Annotated in this window: 19 protein-coding genes and 1 pseudogene; 10 read left to right on the top strand and 10 right to left on the bottom strand. The window is 64.2% G+C overall.

Annotated elements, in window-relative coordinates:
- The first annotated feature begins 72 nt into the window (after window positions 1-72).
- The 4 genes from rpe to AUC68_RS17005 all read left to right on the top strand — a co-directional run bounded on the left by rpe (window position 73) and on the right by AUC68_RS17005 (window position 1,737).
- Complete coding sequence (gene rpe / locus AUC68_RS14585; RefSeq protein WP_069438321.1) at window positions 73-744, top strand: ribulose-phosphate 3-epimerase; 672 nt, start codon at window positions 73-75, stop codon at window positions 742-744.
- Between the two features lie 229 nt (window positions 745-973).
- On the top strand, window positions 974-1,183 hold the full coding sequence (locus AUC68_RS14590; RefSeq protein ID WP_069438322.1) for a cold-shock protein: 210 nt from the start codon (window positions 974-976) through the stop codon (window positions 1,181-1,183).
- A 107-nt stretch (window positions 1,184-1,290) separates the two neighbouring features.
- Window positions 1,291-1,536: a hypothetical protein gene (locus AUC68_RS16590; protein ID WP_141701306.1), complete on the top strand. Its 246-nt coding sequence runs from the start codon at window positions 1,291-1,293 to the stop codon at window positions 1,534-1,536.
- A gap of 30 nt (window positions 1,537-1,566) precedes the next feature.
- On the top strand, window positions 1,567-1,737 hold the full coding sequence (locus AUC68_RS17005; protein WP_193407097.1) for a hypothetical protein: 171 nt from the start codon (window positions 1,567-1,569) through the stop codon (window positions 1,735-1,737).
- A 251-nt stretch (window positions 1,738-1,988) separates the two neighbouring features.
- On the opposite strand, the gene pgi is transcribed toward AUC68_RS17005, so the two are convergent.
- The 6 genes from pgi to tkt all read right to left on the bottom strand — a co-directional run bounded on the left by pgi (window position 1,989) and on the right by tkt (window position 9,974).
- A complete protein-coding gene (pgi, locus tag AUC68_RS14595) occupies window positions 1,989-3,611 on the bottom strand; it encodes a glucose-6-phosphate isomerase (RefSeq protein ID WP_069438323.1) in 1,623 nt (540 codons plus the stop codon).
- A gap of 14 nt (window positions 3,612-3,625) precedes the next feature.
- On the bottom strand, window positions 3,626-4,702 hold the full coding sequence (gene tal / locus AUC68_RS14600) for a transaldolase (RefSeq protein WP_069438324.1): 1,077 nt from the start codon (window positions 4,700-4,702) through the stop codon (window positions 3,626-3,628).
- The gene (locus AUC68_RS14605; protein ID WP_069438325.1) at window positions 4,699-5,391 is read right to left on the bottom strand and encodes an HAD family hydrolase; all 693 of its coding nucleotides are present in this window, start codon (window positions 5,389-5,391) and stop codon (window positions 4,699-4,701) included. The genes tal and AUC68_RS14605 overlap by 4 nt, the downstream gene beginning before the upstream one ends.
- Before the next feature lie 10 nt (window positions 5,392-5,401).
- Window positions 5,402-6,790 carry a glucose-6-phosphate dehydrogenase gene (gene zwf / locus AUC68_RS14610; protein ID WP_069438326.1) on the bottom strand — a complete coding sequence of 463 codons (1,389 nt, stop codon included), beginning with the start codon at window positions 6,788-6,790 and terminating at the stop codon, window positions 5,402-5,404.
- Between the two features lie 12 nt (window positions 6,791-6,802).
- A complete protein-coding gene (gnd, locus tag AUC68_RS14615; protein ID WP_069438327.1) occupies window positions 6,803-7,816 on the bottom strand; it encodes a phosphogluconate dehydrogenase (NAD(+)-dependent, decarboxylating) in 1,014 nt (337 codons plus the stop codon).
- A 64-nt stretch (window positions 7,817-7,880) separates the two neighbouring features.
- On the bottom strand, window positions 7,881-9,974 hold the full coding sequence (gene tkt, locus AUC68_RS14620) for a transketolase (RefSeq protein WP_425283241.1): 2,094 nt from the start codon (window positions 9,972-9,974) through the stop codon (window positions 7,881-7,883).
- Between the two features lie 305 nt (window positions 9,975-10,279).
- Here tkt and AUC68_RS14625 point away from each other — a divergent pair, with 305 nt between their 5' ends.
- The gene (locus AUC68_RS14625) at window positions 10,280-12,802 is read left to right on the top strand and encodes a plasma-membrane proton-efflux P-type ATPase (RefSeq protein ID WP_083240785.1); all 2,523 of its coding nucleotides are present in this window, start codon (window positions 10,280-10,282) and stop codon (window positions 12,800-12,802) included.
- A 29-nt stretch (window positions 12,803-12,831) separates the two neighbouring features.
- Here the strand turns inward: AUC68_RS14625 and AUC68_RS14630 are convergent, their stop codons facing one another.
- Together AUC68_RS14630 and AUC68_RS16865 are read right to left on the bottom strand one after the other, a co-directional pair.
- Window positions 12,832-13,332 carry a DUF4405 domain-containing protein gene (locus AUC68_RS14630; protein ID WP_069438328.1) on the bottom strand — a complete coding sequence of 167 codons (501 nt, stop codon included), beginning with the start codon at window positions 13,330-13,332 and terminating at the stop codon, window positions 12,832-12,834.
- Window positions 13,329-13,490 (bottom strand): hypothetical protein, encoded by a 162-nt coding sequence (locus tag AUC68_RS16865; protein ID WP_158008328.1) that lies wholly within the window; start codon window positions 13,488-13,490, stop codon window positions 13,329-13,331. Before AUC68_RS16865 ends, AUC68_RS14630 begins: the two co-directional genes overlap by 4 nt.
- Window positions 13,491-13,724: 234 nt before the next feature.
- On the opposite strand from AUC68_RS16865, the gene AUC68_RS14635 reads away from it, so the two are divergent.
- The 4 genes and pseudogenes from AUC68_RS14635 to AUC68_RS14640 all read left to right on the top strand — a co-directional run bounded on the left by AUC68_RS14635 (window position 13,725) and on the right by AUC68_RS14640 (window position 16,935).
- A complete protein-coding gene (locus tag AUC68_RS14635) occupies window positions 13,725-14,816 on the top strand; it encodes an efflux RND transporter periplasmic adaptor subunit (RefSeq protein ID WP_244500550.1) in 1,092 nt (363 codons plus the stop codon).
- The gene (locus AUC68_RS17955) at window positions 14,816-15,019 is read left to right on the top strand and encodes a permuted SH3 domain-containing protein (RefSeq protein WP_244500551.1); all 204 of its coding nucleotides are present in this window, start codon (window positions 14,816-14,818) and stop codon (window positions 15,017-15,019) included. Before AUC68_RS14635 ends, AUC68_RS17955 begins: the two co-directional genes overlap by 1 nt.
- Window positions 15,019-15,537 (top strand): annotated as a pseudogene (locus AUC68_RS17960) (ABC transporter ATP-binding protein); the annotation flags it as partial. The gene AUC68_RS17955 and the pseudogene AUC68_RS17960, both read left to right, overlap by 1 nt.
- Window positions 15,538-15,720: 183 nt before the next feature.
- On the top strand, window positions 15,721-16,935 hold the full coding sequence (locus AUC68_RS14640; protein ID WP_244500565.1) for an ABC transporter permease: 1,215 nt from the start codon (window positions 15,721-15,723) through the stop codon (window positions 16,933-16,935).
- Between the two features lie 4 nt (window positions 16,936-16,939).
- Here the strand turns inward: AUC68_RS14640 and AUC68_RS14645 are convergent, their stop codons facing one another.
- Window positions 16,940-17,308, bottom strand: coding sequence for a SpoIIAA family protein (locus AUC68_RS14645; protein WP_069438330.1), 369 nt, complete (start codon window positions 17,306-17,308; stop codon window positions 16,940-16,942).
- Window positions 17,309-17,747: 439 nt separating this feature from the next.
- Window positions 17,748-19,019 carry a cation:proton antiporter gene (locus tag AUC68_RS14655; protein WP_069438332.1) on the bottom strand — a complete coding sequence of 424 codons (1,272 nt, stop codon included), beginning with the start codon at window positions 19,017-19,019 and terminating at the stop codon, window positions 17,748-17,750.
- A 410-nt stretch (window positions 19,020-19,429) separates the two neighbouring features.
- On the opposite strand from AUC68_RS14655, the gene ppa reads away from it, so the two are divergent.
- Window positions 19,430-19,960, top strand: coding sequence for an inorganic diphosphatase (ppa, locus tag AUC68_RS14660; RefSeq protein ID WP_069438333.1), 531 nt, complete (start codon window positions 19,430-19,432; stop codon window positions 19,958-19,960).
- Window positions 19,961-19,993: the final 33 nt, after the last annotated feature.

A 19,993-nucleotide genomic window follows, 5' to 3' on the forward strand; every position in this document is an offset into this window, starting at 1 on the left:
GCCCGGCACTTCGACTCGGGCTAGGGTGAGGGCCGGCCCGAGCCCGTTAATGGGCCCATCGATAAGTCCGCCATGAGCAACGACATCGTCATCGCCGCGTCGATCTTGTCCGCCGACTTCGCCAGGCTCGGCGAAGAGGTCCGGGCCGTGGACGAAGCCGGGGCCGACTGGATCCATATCGACATCATGGACGGGCACTTCGTGCCCAACATCACCATGGGGCCCAATGTGGTGCGGGCGATCCGTCCGTACACGAAGAAGCCGTTCGACGTGCATCTCATGATCGCGCCCTGCGATCCGTTCATCGAAGCCTTCGCGGACGCCGGTGCGGACATGATCACCGTCCATGTGCACGCCGGGCCCCATCTCGACCGGTCGCTCCAGCTCATTCGAAGCCTCGGCGTGCGGCCGGGCGTCAGTCTCACGCCGTCCACGCCCGAAAGCGCGATCGCCTACGTGCTCGACAAGGTCGACCACGTGCTGGTGATGACGGTCAATCCCGGCTTCGGCGGACAGTCGTTCATCCCCGGACAGCTCCGCAAGATCCGCGCGATCAGACAGATGATCAGTGACCGCCCGATCCATCTCGAGGTTGACGGCGGCATCCATGTGCAGACCGCGCCCCTCGTCGCGGAGGCGGGCGCCAACGCCCTCGTATCCGGCTCCGGCGTGTTCGACGGCGGCGATTACGCGGCGAACATCAGGGCCCTCCGCGACGCGGCCATGTCGGCCGGTGCCGCGTGAGCGTCGGCTTTTGGCCCAATGCAGCCGTTGCATGAGGTGACCCTGCTCACGACACCTTGTGGTTTTCACCGAATGCGCCTATATGAAGTAATCGACATTTGGCCGGACAATTGGCCGTAGCGCACAAGCGCGCGTTTCAGACCCTCCCAAACATCGACAATCTCGCTTCGAGTCGCGCTTCCGCGCGTCTCCAGGCACGACTGCATACACTTCGACGAAAGGAACCCCGATGAATACGGGAACCGTTAAGTTTTATAACTCCAATCGTGGCTTCGGCTTTATTGCGCCCGCCGACGGCGGCAATGACGTGTTCGTACATGCCACTGCGCTGGAGCGCGCCGGCATCACGCACCTGACCGAAGGTCAGAGCGTTACGTTCGACACTGAGGTCGATCGCCGCAGCGGCAAGACCGCTGTGAGCACCATTGAGGCCGCGTAGTCTTTTCGGACTAACGCCTCAATGAATTAGAGCCGTCCCTTCGGGGGCGGCTTGTTAGCTTTGCACGAACGTGTCCATTGGATGCTGAACCGACGCAGAGGCCCGACATGAGAACGTCACTTACCGCGCGCATGTCAGCAGGCAAGCGCAGTGCCGAACTGGTTCGCAGCCAAAGCCAGCAGCGCCATAACAACCTGATGCGCGATCAAGAACGGGAACGCGAAGCAACCGCCAAAAAGACCGCTCGCTTACGCGAACTTCGACTGGCAAAGGAAGCCGCCGATAGGGAAGAGGCAGCACTCAAGCCCGCGCCTGTCAAACGCCCCAGACCGCGCCGATCGAAGCAAACGTGATCGCAGCCTCAGACCAACACCGAGGTGCCGATGGCTAAGCCGAACTACAATTTCCAGAAGGCCGAGCGAGAGCGGGCAAAAAATCGGAAGAAGCAGGAAAAGCTCAAGCGGCTCGAGGACGAGACGGCCAAGCGTCAAGCGGAGCGCGATGATGAGAGCGATCCGGATTCGCCTGCCCCTGCTGATGCATGTGAACGCTAACCGGAAATAGCAGCCGGTCGCATCGATCCCAGCCTGAGCGGGGCCCGGATGGGTGGAACGCCTGCCCGCCCGTTCAACGAGTGGGCACGCGAGATTGCGGCAGTGAAGCGGCTCGGCAAGAAAACGCGGCCCTTGGCCGGATAGCGCGTCTGGCGAATGGGTAACCTGTCGGCTTCTAGCACTAAGCAGATGAATGGCGTCAGCCGGCACCAGGACGAGCAAGCCCGACGAAGCGAAACGCGCGTCAAAACCTAGAACTTATGCGCCCGGTAGCGTTCGATCAGTGCGTTGGTCGAGGAGTCGTGGCTGAGCTTCGGCGCCTCTTTCGCCTCCAGCTCCGGAATGATGCGGTTGGCCAGCACCTTGCCGAGCTCCACGCCCCATTGATCGAACGAGTCGATGTTCCATACAGCGCCTTGGGTGAACACGCTGTGCTCGTAAAGCGCCACGAGCCGGCCCAGCGTCTTCGGATCGAGCCTGTCGGCGAGGATCATGTTGGTGGGGCGGTTGCCTTCGGTCACGCGGAACGGCGTTTGCGCGGCGGACGAGCCTTCCGCCGTCAGTTCCGTCGCGGTCTTCCCGAATGCGAGCGCCTCGGCCTGCGCGAACAGGTTCGCCATCAACAGATCGTGGTGATGCGCGAGCGGGCTCAAAGGCGTGAGAAAGCCGATGAAGTCGCACGGGATCAGCTTCGTGCCCTGATGGATGAGCTGATAGAAGGAGTGCTGTCCGTCCGTGCCCGGCTCGCCCCAGATGATCGGGCCCGTCTGCAGGTCCACATGCTTGCCGGCCATGTCCACATGCTTGCCGTTGCTCTCCATCTGCAACTGCTGGAGATAGGCCGGGAAGCGCTTCATGTGCTCCGAGTAGGGCAGCACCGCGAGCGTCTGCGCGCCGAAGAAATTGTTGTACCAGACCGTCAGTAGGCCCATCAGCATCGGCAGGTTCTTCTCCACCGGCGCGGTGCGGAAATGCTCGTCCATCTCGTGGAACCCGGCAAGCATGTCGCGGAACCCGTCCGGCCCGACCGCGATCATGGTGGAGAGGCCAATGGCCGAGTCCATGGAGTAGCGGCCGCCGACCCAGTCCCAGAACTCGAACATGTTGGCGGTGTCGATGCCGAACTTCTCGACGCCCTCGGTGTTGGTGGAGTTCGCCACGAAATGCTTGGCGACGGCATCCTCCGAGCCGAGCCGTTCGACCGCCCAGGCGCGCGCCGTCGCCGCGTTGGTCATGGTCTCGAGCGTGGTGAAGGTCTTCGAGGAGACGATGAACAGCGTCTCTTCCGCATCGAGATCGCGCGTGGCTTCGTCGAAGCAGGCCCCGTCCACGTTGGAGACAAAGCGAAAGGTCATGTCGCGGTCCGAGTAGGGGCGCAGCGCCAGATAGGCCATCTCGGGCCCGAGATAGGATCCGCCGATGCCGATATTGATCACGTTCTTGATGCGCTTGCCCGTGTGGCCGACCCAGGTCCCGTCGCGCACCTTGTCGGCAAACGCCGCCATGCGGTCGAGCACGCCATGCACGTCCGGGACGACGTCGTGTCCGTCCGTTTCGATCACTTCGCCGGTCGGCGCGCGCAGGGCCACGTGCAGCACGGCGCGATCCTCCGAGACGTTGATCTTGTCGCCCCGGAACATGGCGTCGCGCCGCTCGGCGACTTTCCGCTCCTTGGCGAGATCGGCCAGGAGCGCGACCGTCTCCTCGGTGATGCGCTGCTTGGAATAGTCGAGCGTCAGCCCGGCGCCCTCGACGGTGAATTTCGCCGCGCGCCCCGAGTCCTCCGCGAACAGATCGCGCAGATGCGCATCCTTGATCTTGTCGTGGTGCGCGGCCAGGGCCTGCCAGGCAGGCGTATCGGTGACGTTGGACATGTGACTAGCCTCCCTCAGCCGAGCGCCTTGCTCTTGGTTTCGATGGACTGCAACAGATCCTGCCAGGACTTCACGAAGGAAGCCGCGCCGTCCTTCTGCAGTTGCGCCGCAAGGCCGGAGATGGAAATGCCCGCCTTCTCGAACGCAGCGAGAACGTCTTCGCAATCGCCGCCATCGGGCGACAGGACCCCGCTGAGCTTGCCGTGATCGCCGAAGGCAAGCAGCGTCTTGTCGGGCATGGTGTTGACCGTATTGGGTGCCGCGAGCGCCTCCACATAGAGCGTGTCCGGCGCAGACGGGTCCTTGGTGCTGGTGGACGCGAACAGCAGGCGCTGCGGCCGCGCGCCAAGTGACTCGAGCTGCTGCCAACGGTCGCTGTCCAGGAGCGTTCGGTATTCGCGATAAGCCCGATGGGCAACCGCGATTCCGAGCCTGTCTTTCAGCTCGGCGGGCACCGTGTCCAACACCGCCTTGTCCCAGCGGCTGATAAAGATCGAGGCGACGGAGCGGACATCCGGTGAGAGCCCCTCGGCCACGCGCCGCTCCAGCCCCTTCATATAGGCGTCGGCGGCGTTCACGCAGTGCTCGGCGGAGAACAACAGCGTCACGTTGACCGACACGCCCGAATAGATCGCTTCCTCGATCGCGGGCAGGCCTTCCTTGGTCCCCGGGATCTTGATGAAGAGGTTCGGCTTGTGCGCGCGTTCGAACAGACGCTTGGCCTCGGAGACCGTCGCGTCCGTGTCGTAGGCGAGCAGGGGCGAGACTTCGAGCGAGACGTAGCCGTCGACGGTCGCGGTCCGCTCGTGGACGGGCCGGAACATGTCCGCCGCGCGGGACAAATCCTGCAAGGCCAGTTCGAAGAACAGCGCTTCGCCCGAATAGCCCCCCTTGAATAGACGTTTCACCTCGCCGTCGTAACTGTCGCTCTTCGAGATGGCGTTGTCGAAGATCGTCGGGTTCGAGGTGAGGCCCGTCACGGAGAACTCGTCGATATATTTCTTGAGCGTGCCGCTATCGAGCATGTCGCGGGTGATGTCGTCGATCCACAGGCTTTGACCGAGATCGTGCAGGGCTTTCGTGGGCTTCACGGGTCTATCTCCTCCTTAGGCCGGCCGATCCGACCGAAGTCGTGCATCATCAAATCGGCGATGCGGGCGATTTCGATATCCGCCGGCGGCAAATCCTTCAGTTTGTCCGGATCGTTGGCGTAGTGACCTTGGCGCGGGAACACGGTCGTGACCGTGTCGCCCCAGGCGCGCTTGACCGCGTCGAGCACGCTCAGCTTGTCGTCGATCAGCACATAGTGAGCGGCGGGAAAAGCCCGCTGCACGGCGTCCAGTTCGGTTTCCTTGTGTACGTAGTTGAGGACGCGCCCGCCGAACGAATCGACCAGCCCGGCCCGCTCCAGCTTGTGCGGCTGGTAGACGCCGTCGCCGTCGGTGAGGATCACCGGCAGGCCCCATTGGCTGACATGGCGCACGGCCGCCAGCGCGTCGGGATAGAGCCGCTCGGCGAACGGGTAGTCGATGACCCAGGTCGCGAGGTTCACGACGCGCATGTCCTCGATATGGGCGAGGCGAAACCGCTCCAGCGTGCCGAGGAAATCCGCATAGCCGTGCTTGTCGCGCTGTTCCTCGTAGAGCGCCCAAAGTTCGTGCTGCGCGCCGTCGCCGAACGTCGCCGCAACATAGTCGCCGAGATCCGACTTCATGCGGTCGTTGTCCAGCAACGTGTCGTCCACGTCGAACAGAAAGACGATCTCGCGCGGTTCGGACATGGGGTCTCGGCTATTTCGGGCTGGGGTTGAGCCAGCGTCCGTCGGCCCCGAAGAGCTGCTCGGCTTCGCTCGGTCCCCAGGTGCCTTGGTCGTAGCTGTAGACCGGCGTGACGTTGTCGAGAATGTTCCCGACGATGCGCCACTCCGCATCCACGATGTCCTCCCGGGTAAAGAGGTCGGCGATACCCTCCATGGCGTCACCCAGAAGCCGCTGGTAAGGAGGCCGGTCCACGCCCGGCTGCCGGGTCAGGATCAGTTCCACGTCGTCGCCGATCATGCGGTCGCCCGGCACCTTGACGCGCGTGCCGAGTGCGATTGCCACGTCCGGCTGAATCCGGAACCGCATATGGCCGCAGCCGATGGCCTTGATCTCGCCGAACGTCTCCCGCGGTGGCCGTTTGAACTCCACCACGGCCTCGGCCACGCTGACCGGCAGACACTTGCCCGTGCGAATGAAGATCGGCACGCCCTCCCAGCGCCAGCTGTCGATATAGAGCTTGGCCGCCGCGTAGGTCTCCACCGTCGAGCCCGGCTTGACCCCGGGGACGCTCTGATAGCCCTTGTACTGGCCGCGCACGAGATGGTTCGCATCCAGCGGACGCACGGACTTGAGAAGGCTCGCCTTGCGGTCGCGCAGCGCCTCGTGCTCCTGGCCGGTGGGCGGGTCCATGGTGAGCGAGGCGAGAATCTGCAGCATGTGGTTCTGCAGCACGTCGCGGATGGCGCCCGCGCTGTCGTAGAACGAGCCGCGGTCCTGCACGCCGAAATTCTCGGCCATGGTGATCTGGATGCTGCGCACATAGTTGCGGTTCCAGAGCGGCTCGAAGATCGAGTTCGCGAACCGTGTGTACAGAATGTTCTGCACCGGTTCCTTGCCGAGATAGTGGTCGATCCGGAAGATGTTCTTCTCGGAAAAATACTTGTCGAGAATCTGGCTGAGCTCGTCCGCCGATTCCCGGTCGCGTCCGAACGGTTTCTCGACCACGAGCCGTGCATTCTCCGCGCAGCCGGAATGCGCGAGCTGGCCGGCGACTTCGGAAAACAGGAACGGCGGGATGGCCAGATAGTGCAGGGGGCTCTTCGCATCGCCCAACTCCTTGCGCAGCTGTGCGAAGACCTTCGGGTCGGCATAGTCGCCCGACACGTAATGCAGCAGGCTTAAGAGCTTCTTGAACGCATCGCTCTTGATGTCGCCGCCATGGGTCTTGACGCTTTCCTCGGCGCGCTTCTTGAACTCATCGAGCGACCAGCCCGTCCGCGCGACCCCGATAATGGGAATGTCCAGTCCCTCGTCGCGCACGAGGCCGAGAAGGGCGGGGAAGATCTGCTTAAACGCGAGATCGCCGCTGGCGCCGAAGAAGACGAACGCGTCGGAATGCGTTTGATTCGGAATTCCCATGGCGTTGTCTACCTAGTCCTTCTTTTCGAGATGGCCGCCGAATTCGAAGCGCATGGCCGACATCAGCTTGTCGGCGAACTCGGCGTTGCCGCGCGAGGCGAAGCGCGAGAACAGCGCCGATGAGATGACGGGCGCGGGCACGCCTTCGTCGATGGCGGCGAGCAAGGTCCAGCGGCCTTCGCCGGAGTCCGACACGCGGCCTTCGAAATTGGCGAGGTCCGGGCTCTTGCGCAGGGCGCTTGCGGTCAGGTCCAGAAGCCACGACCCGATCACGCTGCCGCGCCGCCAGACTTCCGCGACCTCGGGCAGGTTGATGTCGTACTGATAATATTCCGGGTTGCGGAGCGGCGTCGTCTCGGCGTCCGTGGTGCGCTCCGTCTTGCCGATATTGCCGTGGTGCAGAATGTTCAGGCCTTCGGCATACGCGGCCATGATCCCGTATTCGATGCCGTTATGCACCATCTTCACGTAATGGCCCGCGCCGTTCGGTCCGCAATGGAGGTAGCCGTTCTCGGCCGGTGAGGCCTCGCCCGTGGCGCCCTGCGTGCGGGGCGCTTCGCCGACGCCTGGCGCCAAGGTCTTGAAGATGGGATCGAGACGGGCAACCACCTCGTCCTCGCCGCCGATCATCATGCAATAGCCGCGTTCGAGACCCCACACGCCGCCGCTGACGCCGACATCCACGTAATGAATGCCCTTGTCCTTCAGTTCGCCGGCCCGGCGGATGTCGTCGTGGTAGTAGGAGTTGCCGCCGTCGATGACGATGTCGCCCGCCTCCAGCAGCGGGACCAGTTCGGCGATGACCGCATCCACGGCGCCGGCCGGCACCATCATCCACACGGCGCGGGGCTTATCGAGGCCGTTCACGAACGTCTCCAAATCGGTCGAGCCCTTGGCGCCCTTGTCGATCAGTCCCTGCACCGCCTCGGCGTGGGTGTCGAAGACGTGGCAATCGTGTCCCGCCTTCATGGCGCGAACGACCATGTTGGCGCCCATCCGGCCGAGGCCGATCATGCCGAGTTGCATTGTCTGTCTCCTCGATTCGCAACTTCAAAACCAAGCGCCCCGGTCGGGTGGCGCGCGACAGTCACTATCGTCCCAATGTCCTCTTCGCGGCCTCGGCGACCTTCTCCGGCGTGAAGCCGAAATGCTCCGAAACGACCTTGAGCGGCGCCGACAAGCCGAACGTGTTCATGCCGAGCACGATGCCCCCGGCGCCCGCGTACCGGTCCCAGCCGAGCGGAGAGGCTTCCTCGACCGTGACCCTGGCAGCGATCTCCGGCGGCAGCACCGCGTTCCGGTAGTCTTCCGGCTGCTCCTCGAACAATTCGCGGCAGGGCATCGACACGACGCGCGCGGCGATGTTGTCTTTCGCCAGCAGGTCGCGCGCGGCGACGCACAGCGCGACTTCGCTGCCCGTTCCGATCAGGATCACGTCGGGCTTGCCGTCCGGCGCATCGGCCAGCACGTAGGCGCCTTTCGCCACGCCCGAAGCGGGCGCATAGGTGCTGCGGTCGAAAATCGGCACCGCCTGCCGGGTCAGGACGAGGGCGACGGGCCGGTTCTTGTGCGGCAGGACGAGGCGATAGGCTTCCGCCGTTTCGTTCGCGTCCGCCGGCCGGATGACCACGAGGCCCGGCATGGCCCGCAACGAGGCCAGTTGCTCGACCGGCTGATGGGTCGGGCCGTCCTGGCCGAGGCTGATGGAATCGTGGGTCCAGATGTGGAGCACGGGAAGATCCATCAGCGAGGCGAGGCGGATGGCGCCGCGCGCATAGTCCGTGAAGATGAGGTAGCAGGAATCGTAGGCGCGCAGGCCCGACAGCACCATGCCATTGACCAGGGCACACATGGCGTGCTCGCGAATGCCGTAGCGCAGGTTGTTGCCGCTATAGTCGCCGAGTTCGCCGTAAGGCTGGAACTCGCCCGCATCGGGATAGTCGAGGATGACTTTGGTGCTGCCCGCCACGTCCGCCGCGCCGCCGACGATCCAGGGCACCTTCGCGGCGATCGCGTTCAGCACCTTGCCGGAGGCTTCGCGCGTGGCGATGCCGGTGGCGTCCGCGTCGAACGTGGGAATGTCGGCGTCCCAGCCTTCGGGGAGGTCGCGGCCGCCGATCAGCGCGATCTGCTTGGCCTCGTCGGGATGGGCGCGTCCGTATTCGGCGAACAGCGCGTCCCACTTGGCGCGCGCGTCCGCGCCGCGGCGTCCCATGTGCGACGCGAAATGCTTGCGCACACCCTCGGGCACCACGAAGACCTTGTCGGGGTCGAAGCCGAGAAACTCCTTGGTGCGGCGCACCTCCTCCGGGCCCAGCGGTTCGCCATGGGCCGATGGCGTGTCGTGCTTCTCGGGCGAACCGTAGCCGATATGGCTGTGCACGACGATGATCGTCGGCGCATCGTCCGTGGCCAGAAATTCGTTCAAGGCGCCGGCGAGCGCTTCAATGTCGTTCGCGTCCTCGACCTGGACGACGTGCCAGCCATAGGCTTCGAAGCGTTTGGCCACATCCTCTGTGAAGGTGATGTTCGTGTGACCGTCAATAGTCACGTTGTTGTTGTCGAAGATCCAGCACAGGTTCGACAGCTTGAGATGTCCGGCGACGGAGGCCGCCTCGCTGCCGACGCCCTCCATGAGGCATCCTTCGCCGCATAGGGCGTAGACATTGTAATCGAAGAGCTCGAAGTCGGGCTTGTTGTAGGTGGCGGCCAGCCATTTGCCGGCCATGGCCATGCCGACGCTGGTGGCGATGCCTTGGCCCAGCGGGCCGGTGGTGGATTCCACGCCGGTCGTCCAGCCATATTCAGGGTGCCCCGGGCAGCGGCTGCCGTCCTCGCGGAAGCTCTCGATATCGGCGAGGGTGACGGCGTCCCCGTCTTGTTTCTGGTAGGCCGTGTCCGCCGCTTTGATTCCTGCGAGATGAATCAGGCTGTACAGCAGCATCGAGGCGTGGCCGGACGACAGCACGAAGCGGTCGCGGTTGATCCAGTGCGGGGTCTTCGGGTCGTAGCGCAGAAACTGCTGCCACAGCGTATAGGCGACCGGCGCGGCATCCATGGCCGTTCCCGGATGTCCGGAGTTCGCCTTCTGAATGGCGTCGATCGAGAGGGTCCGGATCGTATTGATCGCGAGCTCGTCGATCTTGTCTTGCGTCTGCGCCACCGCCACCGAACCTCCCGGAATTCCCGTGCCTTCGTCGTTAGGAGCCCAAAGGCTTGCGCCAAAATCACAAACGCGGATGACACGCGGGTGAAGCCCACAGTCACCGCCCGTTCCAAGTCTTTGCGCCGATGACGGCCCCGAGACGACCGGAGCCGATACGCACAGTGTCCGCCAATGGCGTTTCGATCAAGTCTTAGAACTGACGTATGAGTTTTGTACGCGATTAATTTGCATAAGGCGGCAGGAAGCCTGGAGCGTGGTAAGCGGATCGCGCATCATGGCGCTTCTTCGGTCGATCAGGCAGGCTTGGACCAGAGGGATGCCCAATGGCTGACGCGACATCCGGCGCCAACACGCATTTGGAAACGACGCAATCGGGAAAGACGCAACCGGACCTGTCGAAACTCGACCTCGGCAAGCTCGAGACGGCGCTCGGTACCGCGCCTAAGACGGGGCTGACCGGGGCCGAAGCGGAGAAGCGCCTGGCGCAATACGGCCCCAACGAGATCGCCGAGAAGTCCACCAGCCCGATCCTGAAGTTCCTGTCCTATTTCTGGGGGCCGATCCCCTGGATGATCGAAGCCGCCGCCATCCTTTCCGGTATCGTTCATCATTGGTCTGACTTCATCATCATCATGGTGCTGCTCCTGGCCAACGCCATTGTCGGCTTCTGGGAGGAGTTCCAGGCCGGCAACGCCATCGCTGCGCTGAAAGCCAAGCTTGCGCCCCATGCGCGGGTGAAGCGCGGCGGCGCCTGGTCCGACATGCCCGCGCGCCTCCTCGTGCCGGGCGACATCGTCCGTTTGCGCCTCGGCGACATCGTTCCGGCCGATTCCCGCTCGCTCGGCCCCGACGCCGTCGAGGTCGACCAAGCCGCGCTGACCGGCGAGTCGCTGCCCGTCTCGAAGGGAACCGGCGAGGTCCTCTATTCGGGCGCCATTTTGCGCCAGGGCGAGACGGATGCGCTCGTTTACGCCACGGGCGGCGACACGTTCTTCGGCAAGACCGCCGCGCTCGTGCAGGAGGCCCACACGACGAGCCACTTCCAGAAAGCGGTGATGAAGATCGGCGACTATCTGATCGTCATCGCCATCGCGCTGGTTACGCTGATTTTCGCGGTCGCCCTGTTCCGGGGCGACGCCGTGATGGAGACGCTGCAATTCGCGCTTGTCCTGACGGTCGCGGCCATCCCCGTGGCCATGCCGGCCGTGCTCTCCGTGACCATGGCCGTCGGCGCGCGGCGGCTTGCGGCCCGTCAGGCCATCGTCAGCCGGCTCGCGGCCATCGAGGAACTCGCGGGTGTCGACGTTCTGTGCTCGGACAAGACGGGCACGCTGACCCAGAACAAGCTCACCCTCGGCGATCCCATCTCCGTCGGGGGCGCCAGCCAGGACGATCTGGTGTTGGATGGCGCGCTCGCCTCCCGGGCCGAGGATCAGGACACGATCGACATGGCGGTCATCGACGGCGTGAAGGACAAGGCCGCGCTCGGGGCCTTTTCCGTCACCCACTATCAGCCTTTCGACCCCGTCCACAAACGCACCGAGGCCACGGTCACGGACAAGGCCGGCAACGCCTTCAAAGTCACCAAGGGCGCGGTCCAGGTGGTCCTGGCCCTGTCGAAGAATGCGGACGCCGTCAAAGCCGATGTCGACAAGGCGACCGAAGCGCTGGCGAAGCGCGGCTACCGCGCGCTCGGCGTGGCGAAGGCCTCGGGCGATGGGGACTGGGAGTTCCTCGGCGTGCTGCCGCTCTACGATCCGCCGCGCCCGTCGTCCAAGGACATGATCGCGCAAGCCGAGGCGCTCGGCATCGACGTGAAGATGATCACGGGCGACCAGCTTGCCATCGCCAAGGAGATCGCGAGCCAGCTCGGGCTCGGCACGGATATTCTCGATGCCAGCCAGTTCGGCGACACCAAGGCCCATGAGACCTCCAAGCTCGACCACGACATCGAGACGGCGGACGGCTTCGCGCAAGTGTTCCCCGAGCACAAATTCCACATCATCGACGTGTTGCAGAAGCACGGTCACATCGTCGGCATGACGGGCGACGGCGTGAACGACGCGCCGTCGCTCAAGAAGGCCGATTGCGGCATCGCCGTGTCGGGCGCCACCGACGCGGCGCGCGCGGCCGCGGCGATCGTGCTGCTGACGCCGGGGCTCACCGTGATTGTCGATGCGGTCAAGGAAGCGCGTAAGATCTTCCAGCGCATGAACAGCTACGCGATCTATCGCATCGCCGAGACGATCCGCGTGCTGCTGTTCATGACGCTCTCGATCATCGTCTTCAACTTCTACCCGGTCACCGCGATCATGATCGTCCTGCTCGCTCTCCTGAACGACGGCGCGATCCTGTCCATCGCCTATGACAACGTGAAGCCGTCGCCGAAACCGGAGGCGTGGAATATGCGGCGCGTTCTGGGCGTTTCGACCTTGCTCGGTCTCGCCGGCGTCGCCGCGTCCTTCGGCATGTTCTATATCGGCGAGGAAGTGCTGAAGCTGGACCGGGAAGTGGTCCAGACGCTGATGTATCTGAAGCTCTCGGTGGCGGGACACCTCAACATCTTCGTCACGCGCACGCGCGGGCCGTTCTGGTCCATCGCGCCGGCAAAGATCCTGCTGATCGCCGTGTTCGGGACCCAGGCCCTGGCAACGATCATCGCGGTCTCGGGACTGTTGATGCCGGCCATCTCCTGGAAGCTCGCGGGCATGGTGTGGGGCTATGCGATCCTTTGGTTCCTGCTCAACGACCGCGTGAAGCTCCTGGCCTATCGCATCTTCGATCCCGACCCCAACACGAAGCCGGTGATCGATCAGCGCAAGACGGCCATGGCAGCGGCGGCGTAGACACCGAACCGGTCGACCGGTGGCGCTTGTTATTGACGCTTGGCCTGGAGGACGGTCATCAGCGCGGCCATTGGGGGCCGGCCGGATTCGGCCGCGATCTCCGAGATGCTGAGATCGGTCGAGCCGACGACGAAGCCTTTCTGTTCGAGGACGTTGGCCATGCTCTCGGGCGCCATGTCAAGGACGCGCCCGAGATCGTCGAGATTGGCCTTCTGTAGGGACTGGAACAGGATCGGCATCGGGTTCTCGTGCCCCGAAAGCGCGGCTGGGACAATGAAGGCCGCGGCCGCGAGGCCCGCGAGAGCGACCGGCACGACGATCGTCCGGCGCCGGATATAAGTCATCATCCCGCCCCAGTTGCGGACGATGTGCAGGCCGATGGCCACCACGAACAGGACCGCGAGCCATTCGTGCATTTCTTTGACGAGATCCTCTCCGACACCGAAAAACATCGCGAGGCCGGAACCGGCCACCACGAGGAACAGAGCTGCGGAGACCGCGGTGATATACTTCTTCAAGGTTTCGTTCATCTCATCCTTCTCGCGCTGTGATGCGTTTGCTTCGAAGCGCCTTCCGCCCAGGTCCGGCGCGTCCGCTGCCAGATCGGAGAGAGGATCGGCCAAAGCACGCCGATCGTCAGCGCGGCGGCGAAGACGCGCAGGGCGGCAACCATGAACTCGATCTGCATCGTCGGTCTCCCCGATTTGCATGGCGAGACTAGGGGCCGATCATTGCCGGGATGGGGCCGGTGCGTTTCGGAACGTTGCCGAGCTGCGATTTTTGTGTCGAAACATTGCTGCGTGCCGAGGGGCTTGGTTTTGTTACAAATTTTTCCTGCGGCCCACGTCCCGGCGAGTTATTTTGACGTTCGTCAACTGAGGGCGCGGTGCCCATATGTAAGGTCTGGACTGCAGAGAACGCCATGAACGAAGTCGTGCCGTCAGAGAAGATCACGCCCGACGAGACGCGGGCCGAACTCGAGGCCGTCCTGGGCGCCGGCAAATCCGCGTCACGGTTTCGGCTATTGAAACCGCTCTTGCTGGTGGGGCTCGCTGCCGGAGCTGCCGCGCTGGCCTATATGTTTTTCGGCGGCGGCGGCTCCGCCGACGGCACGCGCTACGTCACCGAGTCCGTCACGCGCGGCGACCTGACGGTAACCGTGACCGCCACGGGCACGGTTCAGCCGACCAACGACGTCGAGATTTCATCCGAGTTGTCGGGCATCGTGCGCAACGTGCTCGTCGACTACAACAGTCCCGTCACCACGGGCCAGACGCTGGCCGAGCTCGACACCGACAAACTCCAATCCGCGGTGGACAGTTCGCGGGCAAAGCTCCAAGCCGCCCAAGCGAAGGTCAGCGAGGCTGAAGCGAGCGTGTTGGAAGCGCGGCTCGACCATGAGCGCAAGGCCAGGCTGGCCGAGCGTCACGCCGGTTCGATTCTGGATTTGGAGGTGGCCGAGGCCAAGCTCAAGCGGGCCCTGGCCACCGAGGAGAGCGCCAAGGCCGATGTCGCCGCGGCGAGCGCCGACCTTGCCCAGGCCGAGACCGATCTGGAGAAGGCGCTGATCCGTTCGCCCATCACCGGCGTCGTGTTGAGCCGCAATGTGGAGCCGGGGCAGACCGTGGCCTCGTCGCTCCAGGCGCCCATTCTGTTCACCATCGCTGAGGACCTCACCAAGATGGAGGTGCAGGTCGACGTGGACGAAGCCGATGTCGGCAAGGTGCATGAAGGGCAGAACGCCCATTTCAGCGTCGACGCCTATCCCGGCAAGAAGTTCGACGCGCAGATTCGCGAGCTCCGCTACGGCTCGGAAGTGGTCCAGGGTGTCGTGACCTACAAGGCCGTGCTGACCACCGATAACACCGAGCTGCTGCTGCGGCCCGGCATGACGGCCACCGCCGAGATCATCGTGGCGGAGGTGGATAACGCGCTGACCGTGCCCAACGCGCCTTGCGCTTTTCTCCGCCCAGCAGCGAACCGGTCGACCAACGTAGTTTTCTGCAGAAGCTGATGCCCGGACCGCCGCGTTTGCGCAAACCCAGCACTGCGGCGGACGCCACGGGCCCCGACAGGACGGTGTGGACCTTGCGTAACGGCGTCCCGGAGGCGGTCTCCATCACGACGGGTGCGACCGACGGCAAACGCACCGAGATCGTCGAGGGCGCGCTCGCGCCCGGACAAGCGGTCGTCGTGGACATGGAGAGCGCGCGGTAATGTCGCCGCCAGCCCCCCGCCCGCTGATCGAACTGCGCAACGTCACCAAGGTCTACGGACAAGGCGAGGCGGAGGTTCGCGCGCTCGACGGCGTCGACTTGACGATCGGCCAGGGCGAGTTCACCGCCGTTATGGGCCCGTCCGGGTCGGGGAAGTCGACTGCGATGAATATCATCGGCTGTCTCGATCAGCCGACCAGCGGCAGCTATCTCTTCAACGGCGTCGAGGTCGGGCGCCTCGACCGCAAGCAGCGCGCGCTTCTGCGCCGCCATTATCTCGGCTTCGTGTTCCAGGGGTTCAACCTGCTCGCCCGCACCTCGGCGGTGGAGAATGTCGAGCTGCCGCTCATCTATCGCGGCATGCGCCAGGCGGAGCGCCGTCCGCTGGCGATGGAAGCTTTGGACCGGGTGGGCCTTGGGGGTCGGGCCGCCCACACGCCTGCGGAGCTCTCCGGCGGACAGCAGCAACGCGTCGCCATCGCCCGCGCCATCGTCACGAAGCCCGCCGTTCTGCTGGCGGATGAGCCGACGGGAAATCTCGACACCAAGACCAGCGAGGAGATCATGGAGCTCCTGGTCGATCTCAACCGATCCCAGAACATCACCGTCCTCATGGTCACCCACGAGCCCGAGATGGTCGCCTATGCCAGCCGGGTCGTGCACTTTCTCGATGGGCGTATTGCGAGCGACTCGCGCGTTCAGGTGGCGGCCTGTTCTACGGAAACCTTGAAACTGGCGGTGCAGGCGATCCGGCGCAATGCCTTACGCTCGTTCCTGACCCCGCTCGGCATCATGATTGGCGTCAGCGCCGTCATCGCCATGGTGACGATCGGCAACGGCACGACCGCCAAGGTCAAGGAAGAGATGGCCAAGCTCGGCACCAATGTCCTGTTCGTCCGTCCGGGCCAATGGGGGCCGGGGCGTTCGAGCTCGACGGCGAAACCGTTCAACGCCCGCGACGTGGCGGCGATGCGCGAACAACTGCGCGGCATCCGCGCCGTCGCGCCGCTGGGACAGCAATCAGTCACGGTCGTCTACGGGAACGAGAGCCGGAGCACGGGCACGATCGGAACCGACGCGAGCTATATGATCGCGCAGGATTGGGACATCGCCCAAGGGCGTAATTTCCTCGAAAGCGAGACGCGCAGCGGACAGGCCGTGTGCATTCTCGGCGACACGGTGCGCAAGGAGCTCTTCGGCAGCGTCGATCCGCTCGGCAAACGCATTCGCCTGAGCAATGTGTCCTGCCAGGTGATCGGTGTTCTCGAGCCCAAGGGCGAATCCGGATTCGGCAACGACCGCGACGATGTCGTCCTGATCCCCTTGCGCACCTATCAACGCCGGATCGCCGGCAATTCGGACATCGGCCGGATCACGATCTCGGCTCAAGACGGGGTGGATACGTCCAAGGTTCAAGCGGATATCGAGCGTCTGCTCCGGGAGCGGCGCGGAATCTCCGCCGGCGAAGAGGACGATTTTCGCGTCGCCGACATGAAGCAGATCGCCGATACCCAGACGGCCACCACCGGTGTGCTCACGACGCTGCTCGGCGCCGTGGCGGGCGTCAGCCTGCTGGTGGGCGGTATCGGCATCATGAACATCATGCTCGTCTCTGTCACCGAGCGCACGCGCGAGATCGGCATTCGCCTGGCCATTGGCGCGCAAGAGAGCCAGGTCCTGATGCAGTTCCTGGTCGAGGCGGTGGTCCTATCGCTCCTCGGCGGCACCATCGGCGTCGCGCTCGGTCTCGGGCTCGCGAGCGCCGCTTCGGCGGGCATGCAAATCCCCTTCGTGTTCGATCCGGGGATCGTGCTGATCGCCTTTGCCTTCTCGGCTTTGATCGGCGTGGTGTTCGGCTATTTTCCGGCGCGCCGCGCGGCGCAGCTCGATCCCATCGACGCGCTCCGCCACGAGTAGCAGCTCACGCCGCTTGCGTGATCCAGAGCCGCGCCTGGGCCGCATCGGCGAGCGGATAGACGCGGATCGTGGCGGGCATGAACACGCCGAAGATCTTCACCGACGCCGAGATCCAATCGATGTCGGTGATGACGGCGATGCGCTCCCATTTGGAGAAGTGCTCCATGCCGGTCTTGAAGTCTTCCCACGCCGCGCCCGCATCGTAGCCGGTGAAGTCGGGCGCGACCTCGTACAGCATACGGACTTTATCGTGCTCCTGGAGTGCCTTGTCCACCGCGGGGATCAGCACGTCGTCGTAGTCCTTTTTCGACACGTCGCCGTGGCAGGCAATCGCCACGACATTACTGGGAAAGCCTTTGAGAAGTTCGATCATGCGCCGCTCCCTATCATTGAATCGACAACCCTCGAGGAACCTTGCCTCATGGTGCCTTGCCTCAAGGAGCTTTGGAAACGCACGCTTCGGCGTCCGTGTTCCATGCACAGCCGAAACTGCTGGTGTTGCAGGTCGATTCGCCCTGGTGAGAGGCGCAAGGGTCCACCGCCGGCGCAGGCCCGTCGAGGCAGCCTTTGCCGTTTGCGGCATCGTACCAGCAGTCCGGCCGCGCCGCGCACTGGGCGGAATCGCGGACAGCGCTGCAACGGACGGTGTCCATGTCCGGTTCCGCGGCGAAGGCGCCTGTCGAAATCAGGGCCGCCAAAGCAAGGCCGGAAGCAATGAAGCCAGAGCGCATAGGTCCTCCATTTGAATTTTGTTGGGGCGTCCGTTCCTGGTTTTAGCCGAAACGAACGGGCGGTGAACAGTCCCGGCGCTGCTATTCGTCAGTCCGCTTGGTCTCCGGCGCGAAACGCCGGACCACGGCCGGAAGCGTCAGGCTCTGGACCACAAGCGAGAATAGGACGACCGCGTAGGTCGCGGCTAGAATTTGCGGGCGCGAATCGATATGCGGAATCGTCAGGGCCAGGGCCACGCAGACGCCGCCCCGCACGCCGCCCCAGGTGAGGATGGGAACGGTGCCCTTCACGTAGTGCTGCTTGAACCCGACAAAGGCCATGGGCAGCGCCACCGCGAAGAAGCGGGCGGCGAGAACGATCGGAATGGCGGCGAGCGCGAGCGGCAGGAGCGACACGTCGAACTGGACCACGATCACCTCCAGTCCGATCAAGAGGAACAGGATCGCGTTGAGGACCTCGTCCACCAGGCCCCAGAACGCATAGATGTAGCGCTCCGTATCGCCGTCCATCGCCAGCCTGCGGCCGCGATTGCCGATAAGGACACCGGCCACGACCACGGCGATCGGGCCGCTGAACCCGTGGACCTGCGCGAAGGAATAGGTGCCCGTCACGAGGGCGAGCAGGATCAGGATCTCGGTCGGATAGTCCTTGATGCTCCGGAGGCCGAGATAGGCCAGATAGCCGGCGAACAGACCGAGCGCAGCGCCACCCAAAGCTTCGACGAAGAACAGTTCCGCGATCCGGCCGAAGTCGATGCCGCTGTCGCCCGCCCCGCTCACGGCGGCGCTGAGCAGGACGGTAAAGAGCACCACGCTGACGCCGTCGTTGAACAAGGACTCCCCGGCCATGTCCATCTCCAGCGTCTTGTCGACCTTGGCCTGTTTCAGCACGTTCAGCACCGCGACGGGGTCCGTCGGGCTGATCAGGGCGCCGAAGACGAGCGCCCAGGCGAAAGGGATGGGCTGGGGAAGAACCTGGGACGCCCCCCAGATGAGGCCGCCCACCAGCACCGTGGAGATGATGACGCCCAGCGTCGCCATGGCCCCGACGGTCCAGGCCCGCTCGCGCAGCAAGGACAGGTCGATCTGGATCGCGCCGGCGAACAGGAGGAAGGCGAGCATCCCGTGCAGCAGGGCATAGGAGAAATCCATCGTGCGCAGATGGCCCTCGATCTGGCCGAACAAGGCGATCTGCGGCACGGCGACCTCGAGGGCGATCAGGATGAGCGAGGCGCAGATCCCCATCGCCATGATCCCGACCGTGTTGGGCAGGCGCAGATAGCGCTGGTTGATCCAGGCGAAAAGCGCCGTGATCACCAGGAGCCTGGCGATGAACTCGTAGATTGTCGGCACGTCGCGCGGTCCGGTGCTGTTGCAAGGCTTGAGGGGAGGTTACGGGCCCCGGCAGTCGGGGAAAATAGGCGGCGTCCTACTTTTGGCTTCTAGACCCGCGGGCCCGGTCCAGGGTAAGCGATGGGGCGAAGAGACGAGATTCTCACAGATCGGGCTGCCGATTTCATGACGCTCGCGACCTCATTTCGGTGCCATTTGGGCATGGTGCGCAAGACCCTCCACGAAGAGCGCCGGAGAGGGTGCGACTCGTTATCAGGTTTCCCGATATGGCCCTGGCAACCCGGTCGGGACGTGATATCAGCATGCCGAATTCATTCGCCGGCATAGGGAGGGGCGTCGCCCCGCGCACTGGGCCTGCCGCCGGCAGTCTCGGCACCGGTTGCTGCAAGAGCTGAGGAGGCTGAGTTTTCATGGATATCCCGCACATTTCGGTTGGCGACAATCCGCCCCACGAAGTCAATGTGATCATCGAAATTCCGCAAGGCGGATCGCCGGTGAAATACGAAGTCGACAAGAAGTCCGGCGCGCTCTTCGTCGATCGCTTCCTGCACACGGCCATGTTCTATCCGGCCAACTACGGGTTCATCCCGCACACGCTGTCGGAAGACGGCGATCCGGTGGACTGTATCGTGATCACGCCGACGCCGGTCGCCTCGGGCGCTGTCATCCGCGCACGGCCCGTCGGCGCGCTGCTGATGGAAGACGAAGCCGGGATCGACGAGAAGATCATCGCCGTCCCGATCGACGAACTGCATCCCTACTACAAGCGCGTGACGAGCTACCGCGATCTTCCCGAAATTCTCGTCGAGCAGATCGGGCACTTCTTCGAGCACTACAAGGACCTGGAGCCCGGCAAATGGGTGAAGGTCGTGCGTTGGGCCGAGGTCGGCGAGGCCGGAGAGCTCATTCGCGCCGGCATCGAGCGGAACGGACAATCTTGAGGCACCCGAAGCGCTTGATCCAGCTCAAGGCTC

This window comes from Methyloceanibacter methanicus, assembly GCF_001723285.1.
Classification (GTDB): Bacteria; Pseudomonadota; Alphaproteobacteria; order Rhizobiales; family Methyloligellaceae; genus Methyloceanibacter; species Methyloceanibacter methanicus.

Excerpts from the sequence above, each read along its gene's own strand:
- AUC68_RS14625 (WP_083240785.1), top strand. The coding sequence starts at position 10,280 with ATGGCTGACGCGACATCCGGCGCCAACACGCATTTGGAAACGACGCAA.
- ppa (WP_069438333.1), top strand. The coding sequence starts at position 19,430 with ATGGATATCCCGCACATTTCGGTTGGCGACAATCCGCCCCACGAAGTC.
- zwf (WP_069438326.1), bottom strand. The coding sequence starts at position 6,790 with ATGGGAATTCCGAATCAAACGCATTCCGACGCGTTCGTCTTCTTCGGC.
- AUC68_RS14630 (WP_069438328.1), bottom strand. The coding sequence starts at position 13,332 with ATGAACGAAACCTTGAAGAAGTATATCACCGCGGTCTCCGCAGCTCTG.
- AUC68_RS14635 (WP_244500550.1), top strand. The coding sequence starts at position 13,725 with ATGAACGAAGTCGTGCCGTCAGAGAAGATCACGCCCGACGAGACGCGG.
- rpe (WP_069438321.1), top strand. The coding sequence starts at position 73 with ATGAGCAACGACATCGTCATCGCCGCGTCGATCTTGTCCGCCGACTTC.
- AUC68_RS17005 (WP_193407097.1), top strand. The coding sequence starts at position 1,567 with ATGGCTAAGCCGAACTACAATTTCCAGAAGGCCGAGCGAGAGCGGGCA.
- AUC68_RS17955 (WP_244500551.1), top strand. The coding sequence starts at position 14,816 with ATGCCCGGACCGCCGCGTTTGCGCAAACCCAGCACTGCGGCGGACGCC.
- AUC68_RS14645 (WP_069438330.1), bottom strand. The coding sequence starts at position 17,308 with ATGATCGAACTTCTCAAAGGCTTTCCCAGTAATGTCGTGGCGATTGCC.
- AUC68_RS16865 (WP_158008328.1), bottom strand. The coding sequence starts at position 13,490 with ATGCAGATCGAGTTCATGGTTGCCGCCCTGCGCGTCTTCGCCGCCGCG.
- gnd (WP_069438327.1), bottom strand. The coding sequence starts at position 7,816 with ATGCAACTCGGCATGATCGGCCTCGGCCGGATGGGCGCCAACATGGTC.
- AUC68_RS14605 (WP_069438325.1), bottom strand. The coding sequence starts at position 5,391 with ATGTCCGAACCGCGCGAGATCGTCTTTCTGTTCGACGTGGACGACACG.
- pgi (WP_069438323.1), bottom strand. The coding sequence starts at position 3,611 with ATGTCCAACGTCACCGATACGCCTGCCTGGCAGGCCCTGGCCGCGCAC.
- AUC68_RS16590 (WP_141701306.1), top strand. The coding sequence starts at position 1,291 with ATGAGAACGTCACTTACCGCGCGCATGTCAGCAGGCAAGCGCAGTGCC.
- AUC68_RS14590 (WP_069438322.1), top strand. The coding sequence starts at position 974 with ATGAATACGGGAACCGTTAAGTTTTATAACTCCAATCGTGGCTTCGGC.